We start from the raw sequence: 14,761 nt of genomic DNA, 5'->3' as shown, positions 1-14,761 counted from the left end.
GCATGGCCGGCGCTGACACCCCTTCCGACAAACCTCATATCCCTGTTCTGCTGCGCCCATTGCTGGCCGCTGTGGCGCCGGTGTCCGGTGCTTGGCTGGATGGGACGTTTGGGGCGGGTGGTTATACACGTGGCCTACTGGAGGCCGGGGCTGACAAAGTCATTGGCGTGGACCGTGATCCGTTGGCCTTTGCGATGGCGGCAGACTGGGCGGGTGGCTATGGCGACCGGTTGGTTATGCAGCCCGGGGTGTTTTCCCGCATGGATGAATACGCGCAAGATCTGGATGGCGTGGTGCTGGACCTCGGCGTCTCATCCATGCAGTTGGATCAGGCCGAGCGTGGCTTTTCCTTCATGAAGGACGGCCCGCTGGACATGCGAATGAGCCAGGAGGGTGAGAGCGCCGCCGATCTGGTGAACACGGCGACCGAGGCCCAACTGGCCGATATTCTGTTCCACTATGGTGAAGAACGCGCCAGCCGACGGATCGCTAAGGCGATTGTGAAAGCGCGGGCGGATGAGCCGATTACGACGACCCTGCGTCTGGTTCAGATCATCGAATCTTGCTTGCCGCGCCCCAAACCGGGGCAGTCGCACCCGGCAACGCGCAGCTTTCAGGGGCTGCGGATTGCAGTGAACGCGGAATATGAAGAGCTGTTTCAGGGGCTTATGGCTGCCGAACGCGCGTTGAAGCCAGGCGGGCAACTGGCTGTTGTGACTTTCCATTCCATCGAGGATCGGATGGTCAAAAGGTTCTTTCAGTCCCGCGCAGGCAAGACCGGGCGTGCCAATCGCTATGCACCTGAAATGGAACAAGAACTGCCGCAGTTCACGCTTAAGACCCGCAAAGCTGTGGGTCCGGATGAACAGGAATTGCAGGAAAATCCGCGTGCGCGCTCGGCCAAGCTGCGTGTGGCGGTACGGACTGAGGCTCCGGCTGGGGAAATTGATGCCCGCGCCATTGGGATGCCGCAACTGGGGGGAAGGGCAAAATGAAGAGTGTTTTGTATGTGTTGACTGCTCTGGCCGTGTTCGGACTGGCGCTTTGGGCGTATCAAGAGAACTACCGCACCCAGCAAGTGGTGAAGGAAACACAGAATCTACAGCGCGAGATTGGCATGGCGCAGGTGCGGCTGGCCGTTTTGAACGCCGAATGGGCTTACCTGAACCGTCCCGACCGGCTGCGCGAATTGGCCGACCTAAACTTTGAACGTCTGGGCCTGTTGCCGCTGCGCGCCGAACAATTCGGACGCGCTGATCAGATTTCTTACGCCGAGGACCCGGACCTGCCTATCGTCGACCCGGTCGAGTTGCAGGCCATCACCAGTACTCAGGCGCTGGGCGAGGTGCAGATCCCATGACCCGTACCCCTCTGCGCCCCCTGGCCCGTGTTCTTGACGCTCGCGCCCGCGGCGAAAACCCAAAGGCGATCGAGCGGGAAAACATCCGTCAGCGTCACGAAGACATGAAAGATCGCGCCCGCGCCCGCGCCGAAGGGCGTTTGCTGGTGCTGGGCCTGTTCTTCTTCTGCGCTTTCTCGGTGGTCGGGGTCCGAATGGGCATGCTTGCGACGTCCGAGGCACAAGAGCCGCTGGCAAGCGCCCCCGGTGCTGCGATTGCGATGCAGCGCGCCAATATCGTGGATCGCGAGGGGCGCATTCTGGCGACAAATCTGGACACCTATTCTGTCTATGCCCAGCCGCCTGCAATGATCGACCCAGTCGCCGCTGCAGATCAGCTGGTGGCGATCTTCCCTGATCTGGAAAAAGAGCGTCTGGTCAAAGATTTCACCGGTAATCGTAAGTTCCTGTGGATCAAGAAACGTATCTCACCGGAACAGAAGCAGGCGGTGCATGATATCGGCGATCCCGGCATCTTATTTGGCCCGCGCGAGATGCGGTTGTATCCGAATGGGCGTCTGGCCGCGCATATTCTGGGTGGTTCGGGCTTTGGCCGCGAAGGCGTCAGCGCCGCCGAAGTTATCGGCGTGGCGGGGGTCGAGAAGCAATTCGACGATTATCTGCGTGACCCGGCCAACGGCAACAAACCGCTGCAACTTTCGCTGGACCTGACCATTCAAGCAGCGGTTGAGCAGGTTTTGTATGGCGGCATGAAGATCATGAACGCCAAAGGGGCCTCGGCGGTGCTGATGAACGTACACACGGGCGAGGTCATCTCGGCCGCGTCGCTGCCGTCCTTCGATCCGAACGACCGTCCGCGCCCGCCAACCTCGGGATTTGATCCGTCGGACAGCCCATTGTTCAATCGCTATGTGCAGGGCGTTTATGAGCTGGGCTCGGTATTCAAAATCTTTACTGCCGCGCAGGCTGTTCAGTTGGGGTTAGTGAATTCTGAGACAATCATCGACACCTCTGGTCCGATGCGGATCGGGCGTTTCCCGATTGGTGAGTTCAACGGCAAGAACTATGGTAAGATCAGCGTTGCGGATGTGATCGTCCACAGCTCGAACCGTGGCACGGGCCGATTGGCCTTGCAGATCGGGTCGCGTCGTCAGCAGGATTTCCTTGAGGCGCTGGGCATGTTCGAACCCACCCCCTTTGAAATTGTCGAGGCCGCAGGCGGTGAACCGCTCAAGCCCAAGAAATGGGGCGAGCTGAGTACGGTGACCATTTCTTACGGTCATGGCCTATCGACCAGCCCGATGCATCTCGCAGCCGGATATGCAGCGATAGCCAATGGCGGGCATTATGTCAGCCCGACCATTCTGCGCAAAAATGGTGCTCAATACGGGCCGCGAGTCATGTCCGAAAGCGCCGCGAAACAGGCGCAGAACATGCTGCGCCGTGTGGTGACAGATGGCACTGCCAGCTTTGGCGATGTTGCAGGCTATGACGTGGCGGGTAAGACCGGCACGGCGGATAAGCCCAAGCCGCGCGGTGGGTATTATGATGAAAAGGTAATCGCGACGTTCGCGACGATCTTCCCGGCCTATGATCCGAAATATGTGTTGATCGTCACTCTGGATGAACCGTCCATCGTGGCCTACGGCGAAAAGCGGCGGACGGCGGGTTGGACGGCAGTTCCCGTGGCTGCCGAGCTGATCGGACGGATTGCCCCGCTACTTGGGTTGCGTCCCCGGCTTGAGCCTGAGGCGCGCGCTGCTATAACCCTGACCTCAAATTAGGCTGTCCAGCAGAGGTGGGTCATGGGCACAAGGACGAAAACACTTAGCCAACTGGCCCTGACTGCGCGGGGCGGGGCGAATCCCGACATTACCGGACTGGCCGTTGACAGCCGTGAGGTGAAGGATGGCTATCTGTTCGCTGCGCTTCCCGGCACCCGCGTACATGGTGGAGAGTTCATACAATTCGCCCTGCGTATGGGGGCCGCTGCGATCCTGACAGATGCCGAAGGCGCTGAAATAGCGGCGGAGGAACTGGCCGCATCGGACGCTGCTTTGATCGTGGTTGAAGACCCCCGTCAAGCGCTGGCCGGATGTGCCGCGCTTTGGTTTGGGGCCCAGCCGCAGCACATCGTGGCTGTCACTGGGACAAACGGAAAAACGTCCGTGGCCACATTTGTACGCCAGATTTGGATGGAGCTTGGACTGGCCGCCGTCAATCTTGGAACAACAGGGGTTGAGGGTGCGTGGACCGCACCGCTGGCGCATACCACGCCCGAGCCGATTACCTTGCACCGCTGTTTGGCCGAAGCTGCGGAAAACGGCGTGACCCATGCCGCGATGGAGGCGTCTTCGCACGGGCTCGAACAACGCCGTCTGGATGGCGTGCATCTGGCCGCTGCGGGCTTTTCGAATTTCACGCAGGATCACCTGGACTATCACGAAACCTTCGAGGCCTATTTCGCCGCCAAGGCGGGATTGTTCGATCGTGTGTTGCCACAGGACGGCACCGTGGTAATCAACATGAGCGACCCAAAAGGTGTCGAGGTTCGCAAAATTGCCGAAGCGCGGGGTCAAAGTGTATTGACTGTCGGGCTGGGCGATGCCGATCTGTGTCTGATCGGTCAGCGCTTTGACGCGACGGGGCAGGATTTGCGGTTCTCGTGGCAAGGGAAGGTACTCCAAACCCGTCTGAACCTGATCGGAGGGTTTCAGGCCGAGAATATCCTGCTGGCCTGCGGGTTGGTTATCGCTGCCGGGGAAGAGCCCGAGCGTGTGTTCGAAACCTTGCCGCACCTGACAACCGTTCGGGGCCGAATGCAGCTGGCTGCGACCCGTGACAACGGCGCGGCGGTATTTGTCGATTACGCCCATACGCCGGACGCGGTGGCAACGGCGCTCAAGGCGATGCGGCCGCATGTCATGGGTCGCTTGATCGCCATTGTCGGCGCGGGTGGGGATCGGGATGCCACCAAGCGCCCGCTGATGGGTAAGGCAGCCGCCGATCATGCGGATCTTGTCTTTGTCACCGACGACAACCCACGCAGCGAGGACCCGGCCACGATCCGCGCCGCTGTTCTGCTGGGTGCGCCGGAGGCCACCGAAGTGGGCGATAGGGCCGAAGCCATCCTGCGCGGCATTGACGCTCTGCAACCCGGTGACGCGCTGTTGATCGCCGGAAAAGGCCATGAGACTGGGCAAATCGTCGGTGATCAGGTGTTGCCGTTTGATGATGTGGAACAGGCCAGTATCAGTGTGGCCGCGCTGGACGGGAGGGTGGCATGACGCTTTGGACAGCAGCCGAGGCGGCCGAGGCCACCGGAGGGCGCGCCACGACCGATTGGATGGTAAATGGCGTATCGATCGACACCAGGACCATTCAGCCGGGCGACTTGTTCGTTGCTCTCAAAGCCGAGCGTGACGGGCATGATTTTGTGGCGCAGGCGTTGGAAAAAGGTGCGGGTGCTGCATTGGTGTCGCGCATTCCCGAAGGTGTTCCGAAAGACGCCCCGCTGTTGATAGTCGATGATGTTCAGACCGGGTTAGAGGCATTGGGGCAAGCAGGCCGCGCCCGAACTGACGCGCGCGTCGTGGGTGTTACCGGCAGCGTCGGAAAGACCTCGACCAAGGAAATGCTGGTGACCATATTGGAAAAGCAGGGAAAAACCCACGCCAGCGTGGCCAGCTATAACAACCATTGGGGCGTTCCTCTGACGCTGGCTCGAATGCCGCGCGACATTGAATTCGCCGTGATCGAGATCGGCATGAACCACCCCGGAGAGATTGCCCCGTTGGCGCGTCAGGCACGCCCGCATGTGGCGTTGGTGACGACAGTTGCGGCGGTCCATCTTGAGGCGTTCGATTCGGTTGCGGGTATCGCTCAGGAAAAAGCCGCGATCTTCGAAGGGCTCGAGCCCGGCGGAGTGGCCATCGTAAATGCAGATATCGAACACGCAGAAATTTTGCGTCAGATCGCGCAGGACTACGGGGCCGGTATCGTTGGTTTTGGCCGTAAGGCTGCAGATTACGCATTGAATGATGTCTCGCAAGGAGGCGACTCGGTGCGTGCGGAAGCTGCGGTTGGGGATGCCACCATCACCTATGACGTGCAATCGGCTGGAACGCATTTTGCCATGAATGCGTTGGGTGCATTGGCGGCCTGTGTTGAAATGGGTGTTGATCTTGATGAAGCCATCGCAGGTCTGCGCCAATGGTCTCCGGTCAAAGGGCGGGGCGTGCGCGAGGTGCTGCCGCTGGCGGCGGGCGGGCAGATTGAGTTGTTGGATGACAGTTATAATGCCAATCCTACTTCGATGGAGGCAGCGTTGGATGTGCTGGCTGCGGCCGAGGGCACACGCCGGGTCGCTTTTTTGGGTGATATGAAAGAGTTGGGCACGCAGGAAATCGCCATGCATTCCGGAATGGCGGATGTCGCGGCAATGGCGCAGGTCGATCAGGTTCACTGTATCGGTCCGTTGATGAAGGCTCTGCATGCAGCGCTGCCCGAGGGCAAGCGCGGGTTGTGGAGTGAAACAAGCACCGAAATGGCCGCGCATCTGCCGGATTTGATCCGGGCAGGCGATACGGTTCTGGCCAAAGGGTCGCTGAGCATGGCGCTGGCTCAGATTGTTGACGGTTTGCGGAAAATGGGGCAAGGGAGCGCGCTTGACCCATGACCTCCGCATGAGAAAGGTTTTGACATGCTCTATTGGTTGACCGCCCTGTCGGATGGGGGGGATTTCTTTAACCTCTTCCGCTATATCACCTTCCGTGCGGGCGGAGCCTTTCTGACCGCGTTGATCTTTGGCTTTATCTTCGGCAAGCCGCTGATCAACGTATTGCGCAGGAAACAGGGTAAAGGTCAGCCAATCCGAGACGACGGTCCTGAGGGGCATTTTTCCAAGGCTGGCACGCCAACCATGGGCGGGTTGCTGATCGTTGGTGCGCTGGTGACCTCAACGCTGGTCTGGGCGCGGTGGGACAATCCTTATGTCTGGATGGTGTTGTTTGTGACGCTGGCTTATGCGGCAATCGGTTTTGCAGATGACTATGCCAAGGTGTCCAAGCAGAACACTAAGGGTGTGTCTGGAAAGATGAGAATGGCGCTGGGGGTGATCATCGCGGTTCTGGCTTCGCTTTGGGCCACCCTGCATCATCCCGAGGCGCTGCAGAACCAGCTGGCCGTGCCGGTCTTCAAGGATACGCTGGTCAATTTGGGAGTTTTTTACATCCCCTTTGCAATTGTTGTGATTGTGGGGGCGGCCAACGCTGTGAACCTGACTGATGGCTTGGATGGCTTGGCAATCATGCCTGCGATGATTGCAGCCTCGACCTTGGGTGTAATTGCTTATGCGGTCGGGCGGGTCGACTTTACCGAATATCTGGACGTGCATTATGTGCCGGGTACGGGGGAGATTTTCATCTTTACCTCGGCACTGTTTGGCGCGGGGCTTGGGTTTCTGTGGTATAACGCTCCGCCTGCGGCCGTATTCATGGGCGATACCGGATCGCTGGCTTTGGGCGGCGCGCTTGGCGCGATTGCGGTGGCCACTAAGCACGAGCTGGTACTGGCCGTTGTCGGTGGGCTTTTCGTTGTGGAAGCGCTGAGTGTGATTATTCAGGTTTTGTACTTCAAACGCACCGGTCGCCGCGTGTTTCTGATGGCACCAATCCATCACCACTATGAGAAAAAGGGGTGGGCCGAGCCGACCATTGTGATCCGGTTCTGGATCATCTCGCTGATCCTGGCGATGATTGGTCTGGCGACTTTGAAAGTCCGGTAACGCTCCCGCCAGGTTCGGCGGACCTGCGGTCCACCTGCCACCTGTTGAGCCCGGCTCGCGCTGACGCGCGAGCCTTTTGTTGCCCTTGCCAATAGAGTTTTCTTCTGTGCAGTGTGACGGCCAATTGGACGTCAGAAGAAGGTGGGCGGCATGATCCCGGTCAAAGGGTTTTCAGGGCAAAAGGTTGCGGTTCTGGGGCTTGGCCGATCGGGTCTGGCCACGGCCCGTGCATTGCGGGCAGGTAAGGCTGAGCCTGTCTGTTGGGATGACAATCCCGCCGCTCGCGAAACAGCCGAGGCAGAAGGTTTCACTTGCGCCGATTTGCACCGCCACGGGGCGTTTGACGACATCGCGTCGCTGATCGTGTCGCCGGGAATTCCGCATCTCTATCCCGAACCGAACCCGATTGTGGCTGCTGCGCTGGACGCCGGAGTGCCGGTGGACAACGATATTGGGCTGTTCTTCCGATCCTTTGCCGGGTCGGAATGGAACAACTATGACACCCCGCCTCGCGTTATTGCGGTGACCGGGTCAAACGGGAAGTCAACCACTGCAGCATTGATTCATCACGTCCTGACCGAAGCCGGGCGCGAGGCACAGCTGGCAGGGAATATTGGGCGCGGGGTGCTGGATATTGATCCGGGTGGAGACGGGTCGGTGGTTGTGTTGGAGTTGTCCAGCTATCAGACCGATCTGGCCCGCGCATTGACGCCGGATGTGGCGGTGTTCACCAACCTCTCGCCTGATCATCTGGATCGGCATGGCGGGATGGGGGGCTATTTCGCAGCCAAACGCCGGTTATTTGCCGAGGGCGGACCGGATCGCGCAGTGATCGGTGTGGATGAAAACGAAGGCGCGTTTCTGGCGGGCCAGCTGTCCGAAGGGCCGACTGACGACCGGGTCATCCGTGTCTCGGTGGCGCGCAAACTGACCGGGCCGGGGTGGCAGGTCTTTGCACGCAAGGGGTTCTTGTCGGAGTACCGCAAGGGGCGGCAGGCTGGGTCAATCGACTTGCGTCAGATCAAGGGCCTGCCCGGCGTTCATAACCATCAGAACGCTTGTGCCGCCTATGCTGCCTGCCGCGCGTTGGGGCTGGCGCCGCGCGTAATTGAGGATGCGCTGCACAGCTATCCCGGCTTGCCGCATCGCAGCCAGATTATCGCCGAAGTGGACGGCGTGACCTATGTGAACGATTCCAAGGCCACCAATGTAGACAGCGCGCTGAAGGCGTTGAGCGCGTTTAAAAAGATCCGGTGGATTTGTGGGGGACTGGAAAAAGAGGGTGGTCTTTCAGCGTTGAACGGCGCGGCGGATCAGGTGCTCAAGGCTTATGTGATCGGGCGCGAAGCTGCCAATTTCGCGCTTCAACTTGAAGCCGAGGCGCAGGTCTGCACCACAATGGCGGAAGCCGTGGCGCAGGCCATGTCAGATGCGCAACCGGGAGAGACGGTGCTGCTGGCCCCTGCAGCGGCAAGTTTCGATCAGTATGACAATTTTGAACAGCGCGGAGAGGACTTCGCTGAACAGGTTCGGCAGCGGTTGGCGGGATAGTCATTTGCAATAGACCGCCAGTTGGGCCAAGCTACAGTGCTATCAGCTTGACGCGCCGTGACAATTACGTTTGGCTCCGGGCAAATTCAACACGAGGTAATGACTATGCCATACCGTAAGTTTTCTTTGATTCTTCCTACCATTCTGGTGGTCGGAGCCTGCACGAATGTTGGTGCCAATTATCAGCCGATTGTCGATGGTCCGATTGGCCCGAACTACAACGTGGATCTGCAGCAATGCCAGCAATTGGCGGCATCTCAGGCCAGTGTTGATGGCACGACCGCCGGGAACGCCGCAATTGGCGCGGCCGGTGCTGCCGCGGTCACGGGGATCGTTCAGGACAGCAGCGACAATCTGGGTCGTGCAGCGGTCGCTGGCGCTCTGGTCGGTGCCGGTGCGGACGTGATCAACAAGAACCAGAATAAAGAAGTCATCGTGCGCAACTGTATGCGCGGACGTGGCTATAACGTCGTCGGCTAACGGGTTGCGATTGCAACTCCAGCAGCGTGGCCCGAGGACCACGCCCATTGGAAATTGTAACCGCCCAGCCAACCGGTGACATCCACCGCTTCGCCAATCGCATAGAGGCCGGGGACATCCCTGGCCTCCATCGTTTTTGACGACAGATCATCAGTGTCGATCCCGCCCAGGGTGACCTCGGCGGTGCGATAACCTTCGGTGCCCGAAGGGGTCAGTGGCCAATTGGACAGGGCCGTAATTAAATCGGTCAGTGCCGCGTCGGATTGGTCGGCCAGGTTGCCCTGCATCGGAATATGCTGGCTTAGGTACTCCACCAGCCGTGTTGGCAAGTGGCGGGCAAGTTCGGTGGTCAGGGCCTTGCGGCCTCCGCTTTGCCGCTGATCGCGCAGCAGGTCGAAAAGGGGAAGATCGGGTATCAGGTTGACCCGGATCGCCTCACCCTCGCGCCAATAAGAAGACAATTGCAGCACCGATGGCCCGCTGAGGCCGCGATGGGTGAACAGCAGCGCCTCGTCAAAGCTGGTGCGCTCGTTTGACAGGCGTGCGGGCAAGGACACGCCGGAAAGGTCCTTGAATTTCCCGTCCGAGAAGGTGAACGGCACCAATGCTGCGCGTGTGTCGGTGATCCGCAGACCGAACTGGCGGGCGATATCATAGGCCAAGCCGGTTGCACCCATCTTGGGGATCGACTTACCGCCCGTTGCCAGAACCAGATTGGTGCAAGTCAGGCTGAGGCGCTGCCCTTCGCGGTCGACCTCCAGCGCGAAACCGGCCTCGGTCTTGCGCACATCTTTCAACTCGGTACGCACCCACAGATCGGCCCCGGCGCGCTCCATCTCGGTCAACAGCATCTGAATGATCTGTTTCGAGGACCCGTCGCAGAACAATTGGCCAAGGGTTTTTTCATGCCACGCGATGCCGTGGCGCCCGACCAGGTCAACGAAATCCCACTGCGTATATCGCGCCAAGGCCGACTTGCAGAAATGCGGGTTTTGCGACAGGAAGTTGCCCGGCCCGGCGTACATGTTGGTGAAATTGCAACGCCCGCCACCTGAGATGCGAATTTTCTCTCCGGCCGCTTTGGCATGATCGATCACCAGAACGCGCCCACCGCAATGGATCGCGCACATCATACCGGCTGCACCGGCACCGAGGATGATCGTGTCATATGTCATGGGCTGCGCATGGCGTGGAATTGGAAGGAAGGCAAGAGCCAGCGCGGTTTCGGCGCACTGCAAAAGACTTCATGGGTCATTGCATCGTGAGGCGTTTTGGTCAGTAGAAATACAGATTGCAAGCTGCCCAACGCGCTGACATGCTGCCCTTTTGACGCGCGTTTTCAAAAAAGGATAAATCGATGCGATTTCCAGCCTTTATTACTGCATTTCCCAAATTGGACGTGCCTTTCCCCGAGGATGTCGTGCAGACGGCGGTCATAAGATCTGACGCCGGCCTCGCGGCGTTTTTTACGTTTCTTCAGGATATGGAGCTTCCATTGCATTCACATGGGGCCCAATGGGGAACGGTCATCGAAGGTGAGGTCGAGCTGACTATCGGAGGAGTTACCAAAACCTACCGTCCCGGTGACAGCTATTCGATTCCGGCCGGGGTGGAACACGGTGGGCAGATCAAGGCCGGGACCCGTGTGATCGACGTGTTTGAAGAGCCGGATCGGTATCCAATCAAAGAGTGACGTAAATTCTGCGCTGTCCTGCGCGGGCATTATTCAGCCCCTTTGACACCGCGATGGGATTGGGGCCGTTTGTCCAATTGCTAAGGTCACCGCCACTGACGGGCCGTTTTCCGCATACCCGCTCATTCCGCTAGCCCAAACGCAAAAATGTCTGTAGACTCTCAATCAGATCCCGAAAACGGGGCGTGAACGAGGCAGTAAGTGGCGGTATCTCATGACTGAGATGGTGTATGGCGCGGTCCAGGACCAGCGCGGAGAACCGATTCTACCAAAGTGGTGGCGGACGATTGATCGCTGGACCATGTCCTGTGTGCTGATCCTGTTTGTCATTGGGCTGTTGCTGGGGCTGGCCTCGTCGCCGCCGTTGGCCGGGCGCAACGGGTTTGACCCGTTCCACTATGTCGAACGGCAGGCGATCTTTGGCGGGCTGGCTCTGGTTGCGATGCTGCTGACCTCGATGATGTCCCCGACACTGGTGCGGCGTCTGGCAGTGCTGGGCTTTCTTGCGTCGTTTGTGGCGCTGGCGTTTCTGCCGATCTTTGGCACCGATTTCGGCAAGGGGGCGGTCCGTTGGTATTCGCTGGGCTTTGCCTCGATGCAGCCATCCGAGTTTCTAAAGCCCGGCTTTATTGTCGTGGCCGCATGGTTGCTGGCCGCGTCGCAGGAAATCAACGGTCCTCCGGGGCGGTTGTGGTCCTTTGCGCTGTGCATGGCCATCGTTGGAATGCTGGTGTTGCAACCTGATTTCGGTCAAGCCTGTCTGATCCTGTTTGGCTGGGGCGTGATGTATTTTGTGGCAGGGGCACCTATGCTGCTTCTGCTGGGTATGGCCGGGGCGGTCGTGCTGGGCGGTATGCTGGCCTATTCGAACTCGGAACACTTTGCCCGCCGCATCGACGGGTTCCTGAACCAAGAGGTCGATCCGACCACGCAGCTGGGCTATGCTACCAACGCCATTCGCGAAGGTGGATTGTTCGGTGTTGGCGTGGGCGAGGGGCAGGTGAAATGGTCGCTGCCCGATGCGCATACCGATTTTATCATCGCTGTCGCGGCTGAGGAATACGGCCTGATCCTGGTGCTGATCATCATCGCGCTCTATTCGATCATCGTTGTACGCTCGCTGCTGCGGTTGATGCGCGAGCGGGACATGTTCATCCGTCTGGCAGGCACCGGTCTGGCCTGCATGTTCGGTGTGCAGGCGATGATCAATATGGGCGTTGCGGTGCGGCTGTTGCCCGCCAAAGGCATGACGCTGCCGTTTGTCAGTTATGGTGGTTCATCCCTGATTGCGGGCGGCATCGCGGTTGGCATGTTGTTGGCCTTCACCCGCACCCGCCCACAGGGCGAGCTTGGCGATATACTGCGCGGACGAGGTTAATGAACAAACCCTACCTTCTGATTGCAGCTGGCGGCACCGGGGGGCACATGTTCCCGGCACAAGCGCTGGCTGAGGCGATGCTGCAAAAAGGTTGGCGCGTGCGCCTGTCTACCGATACGCGCGGCGCACGGTATACCAGTGGCTTCCCGCACTCGACCGAAATTGTCGAGGCGTCCTCGGCCACTTTCGCGCGTGGTGGTTTGGCCGCAAAGGCGCTGGTCGGACCCAAGATTGCGGGTGGCGTGACCAGCATGTCATTGCAGATGATGCGCGACCGGCCGGATGTGGTTGTGGGATTTGGCGGTTACCCCTCGATCCCGGCGCTCGGCGCGGCGACGATGTTGAAAATCCCGCGCATGATCCATGAACAGAACGGTATTCTGGGACGGGTAAACCAGTTGTTTGCGACCCGCGTGTCTCAGGTAGCTTGCGGTATTTGGCCCACGGATCTGCCCGAGGGGGCAAAGGGCATCCATACTGGCAATCCGGTTCGGGCCGCCGTTCTTGAACGCGCGGCGGCGGGTTACATTCCGCCCGGAGATTACCCGATGTCGATCCTGGTGATGGGGGGATCGCAGGGCGCGCGCATCCTCAGCGATGTGGTGCCCGGCGCGATTGCAGCTTTGCCCGAATTGCTGCGCGGCCAAATCCGCGTTGCCCATCAGGCACGTGACGAAGATGGCGAACGGGTCACGGCGTTCTACGCCGACCATGGAATCCGTGCCGAGGTCAAACCGTTTTTTCACGACGTTCCCCGCCGCATGTCGGATGCACAGTTGGTTATCTCGCGCTCGGGGGCGTCAAGCGTTGCCGATATTTCGGTCATCGGGCGACCCTCGATCCTGATCCCGTTTGCGGCTGCCGCTGGCGACCACCAGACCGCCAATGCGCGCGGGCTGGTACAGGCGGGTGGGGCGATCATGATTCCTGAAAACGCCCTTGACGTTTCCTCGCTGACCGAGCAAATCACCGCAGTTCTGACTAACCCTGAAGCCGCGCAAAAAATGGCCCATGCCGCCCTTTCGACCGGAGCTCCGGACGCAACCGAGCGTCTGACGGCCCTTGTCGAGCAACTGGCGCAGAAGGAGACCGCATGAATCCTGCAACCAAACTGCCGCAAGATGTAGGGCCGATCCATTTCGTAGGGATCGGCGGGATCGGGATGTCGGGCATTGCCGAGGTGCTGCTGAACCTTGGCTACCGGGTGCAGGGGTCGGACCTGAAGGCCTCGAAAATCACTGACCGTCTGGCCAGCTTGGGGGGCGAGATTTTTGTCGGCCAACGCGCCGAGAACCTGGAAAACGCCGCCGTAGTAGTGGTGTCGACCGCGATCAAACCGGGCAACCCGGAATTGGACGGTGCCCGCGCGCGCGGACTGCCGGTTGTACGCCGGGCTGACATGCTGGCCGAATTGATGCGCCTGAAGTCCAACATCGCGATTGCCGGAACCCACGGCAAAACAACCACCACCACCATGATGGCCGAGTTGATGGTGGCCGGTGATTTCGACCCGACGGTGATCAATGGTGGGATCATCCACGCCTATGGCTCCAACGCGCGGATGGGACAGGGCGAATGGATGGTGGTCGAGGCCGACGAATCCGACGGCTCGTTCAACCGTCTACCTGCGACCATTGCCATTGTTACCAATATCGACCCCGAGCATATGGAACACTGGGGCGACTTCGACAAATTGCGCGACGGTTTCTACGAGTTCGTGTCGAACTTGCCTTTCTACGGTCTGGCCGTGTGCTGCACCGATCATGCCGAGGTGCAGACGCTGGTTGGCCGCATCACTGACCGGCGCGTGCGGACCTATGGCTTCAATGCGCAGGCCGATGTACGTGCAGTTAACCTGACTTACAAAGGCGGCATCGCGCATTTCGACATCCACCTGCAATACGAAGACACGGTGATCGAAGGCTGTACCTTGCCGATGCCCGGTGATCACAATGTCTCGAATGCCTTGTCTGCGGCGGCAGTGGCCCGGCACCTGGGCATGAAGACCTCGGAAATTCGTGATGCGCTGGCCAATTTCGGTGGCGTGAACCGCCGCTTTACCAAGGTGGGTGAGGTTGATGGGGTCACCATCATTGACGATTACGGCCATCACCCTGTGGAAATTGCTGCTGTGCTGAAAGCTGCCCGTCAGGCCACTGAGGGACGGGTCATCGCCGTGCATCAGCCGCACCGGTATTCCCGCCTGTCCAACCTGTTTGATGATTTCTGCACGTGTTTCAACGACGCCGATGTCGTTGCCATCGCTGACATATTTGCCGCCGGAGAGGACCCGATCAAGGGTGCATCCCGCGATGATCTTGTGCAGGGCCTGATCCGCCACGGCCATCGACACGCCCGCGCATTGCTGGACGAAGGCGATCTTGAACGTCTGGTTCGCGAACAGGCGCGTCCCGGAGATATGGTCGTCTGCCTGGGGGCTGGTACGATCAGTGCCTGGGCCAACGGATTGCCCGCTCGATTGCAGCAAAAACAGGTGGTCTGAGGCAATGGACT

General features: G+C 59.7%; 13 protein-coding genes. 12 read left to right on the top strand and 1 reads right to left on the bottom strand.

Going from position 1 to position 14,761, the window contains the following annotated elements; translation table 11 throughout:
- Positions 1-2: 2 nt before the first annotated feature.
- The 8 genes from rsmH to ACR0AL_RS06385 all read left to right on the top strand — a co-directional run bounded on the left by rsmH (position 3) and on the right by ACR0AL_RS06385 (position 9,176).
- Positions 3-995: a 16S rRNA (cytosine(1402)-N(4))-methyltransferase RsmH gene (rsmH, locus tag ACR0AL_RS06420; RefSeq protein WP_170349349.1), complete on the top strand. Its 993-nt coding sequence runs from the start codon at positions 3-5 to the stop codon at positions 993-995.
- A complete protein-coding gene (gene ftsL / locus ACR0AL_RS06415; RefSeq protein WP_170577358.1) occupies positions 992-1,360 on the top strand; it encodes a cell division protein FtsL in 369 nt (122 codons plus the stop codon). The genes rsmH and ftsL overlap by 4 nt, the downstream gene beginning before the upstream one ends.
- Positions 1,357-3,144, top strand: a complete 1,788-nt coding sequence (locus ACR0AL_RS06410; RefSeq protein ID WP_170577360.1) for a peptidoglycan D,D-transpeptidase FtsI family protein — start codon at positions 1,357-1,359, stop codon at positions 3,142-3,144. Before ftsL ends, ACR0AL_RS06410 begins: the two co-directional genes overlap by 4 nt.
- A gap of 21 nt (positions 3,145-3,165) precedes the next feature.
- Positions 3,166-4,647: a UDP-N-acetylmuramoyl-L-alanyl-D-glutamate--2,6-diaminopimelate ligase gene (locus ACR0AL_RS06405; protein ID WP_170348031.1), complete on the top strand. Its 1,482-nt coding sequence runs from the start codon at positions 3,166-3,168 to the stop codon at positions 4,645-4,647.
- Positions 4,644-6,038, top strand: a complete 1,395-nt coding sequence (locus tag ACR0AL_RS06400; protein WP_480662364.1) for a UDP-N-acetylmuramoyl-tripeptide--D-alanyl-D-alanine ligase — start codon at positions 4,644-4,646, stop codon at positions 6,036-6,038. The genes ACR0AL_RS06405 and ACR0AL_RS06400 overlap by 4 nt, the downstream gene beginning before the upstream one ends.
- Before the next feature lie 24 nt (positions 6,039-6,062).
- Positions 6,063-7,145, top strand: a complete 1,083-nt coding sequence (gene mraY, locus ACR0AL_RS06395) for a phospho-N-acetylmuramoyl-pentapeptide-transferase (RefSeq protein ID WP_170348033.1) — start codon at positions 6,063-6,065, stop codon at positions 7,143-7,145.
- Between the two features lie 150 nt (positions 7,146-7,295).
- Positions 7,296-8,696 (top strand): UDP-N-acetylmuramoyl-L-alanine--D-glutamate ligase, encoded by a 1,401-nt coding sequence (murD, locus tag ACR0AL_RS06390; RefSeq protein ID WP_170348034.1) that lies wholly within the window; start codon positions 7,296-7,298, stop codon positions 8,694-8,696.
- A 105-nt stretch (positions 8,697-8,801) separates the two neighbouring features.
- Positions 8,802-9,176: a glycine zipper family protein gene (locus ACR0AL_RS06385; protein WP_226688706.1), complete on the top strand. Its 375-nt coding sequence runs from the start codon at positions 8,802-8,804 to the stop codon at positions 9,174-9,176.
- Here the strand turns inward: ACR0AL_RS06385 and ACR0AL_RS06380 are convergent.
- Positions 9,173-10,351: a BaiN/RdsA family NAD(P)/FAD-dependent oxidoreductase gene (locus tag ACR0AL_RS06380; protein ID WP_170360273.1), complete on the bottom strand. Its 1,179-nt coding sequence runs from the start codon at positions 10,349-10,351 to the stop codon at positions 9,173-9,175. The two genes, ACR0AL_RS06385 and ACR0AL_RS06380, sit on opposite strands and share 4 nt — an antisense overlap.
- Before the next feature lie 182 nt (positions 10,352-10,533).
- On the opposite strand from ACR0AL_RS06380, the gene ACR0AL_RS06375 reads away from it, so the two are divergent.
- From ACR0AL_RS06375 to murC, 4 genes are all read left to right on the top strand, one after another.
- Entirely contained in the window at positions 10,534-10,869 is a 336-nt protein-coding gene (locus tag ACR0AL_RS06375) for a cupin domain-containing protein (protein WP_480662361.1), read from the top strand.
- Positions 10,870-11,083: 214 nt separating this feature from the next.
- A complete protein-coding gene (gene ftsW / locus ACR0AL_RS06370) occupies positions 11,084-12,247 on the top strand; it encodes a putative lipid II flippase FtsW (RefSeq protein WP_170395647.1) in 1,164 nt (387 codons plus the stop codon).
- Entirely contained in the window at positions 12,247-13,344 is a 1,098-nt protein-coding gene (locus tag ACR0AL_RS06365; protein ID WP_170348042.1) for a UDP-N-acetylglucosamine--N-acetylmuramyl-(pentapeptide) pyrophosphoryl-undecaprenol N-acetylglucosamine transferase, read from the top strand. Before ftsW ends, ACR0AL_RS06365 begins: the two co-directional genes overlap by 1 nt.
- Positions 13,341-14,750: a UDP-N-acetylmuramate--L-alanine ligase gene (murC, locus tag ACR0AL_RS06360; RefSeq protein ID WP_170348043.1), complete on the top strand. Its 1,410-nt coding sequence runs from the start codon at positions 13,341-13,343 to the stop codon at positions 14,748-14,750. Before ACR0AL_RS06365 ends, murC begins: the two co-directional genes overlap by 4 nt.
- The last annotated feature ends 11 nt before the right edge of the window (positions 14,751-14,761 follow it).

The sequence above is a fragment of the Ruegeria sp. BB1 genome (assembly GCF_056539465.1).
The sequence above is the reverse complement of the archived record's forward strand: the minus strand, read 5'-3'. Positions and strand labels throughout refer to the sequence as shown.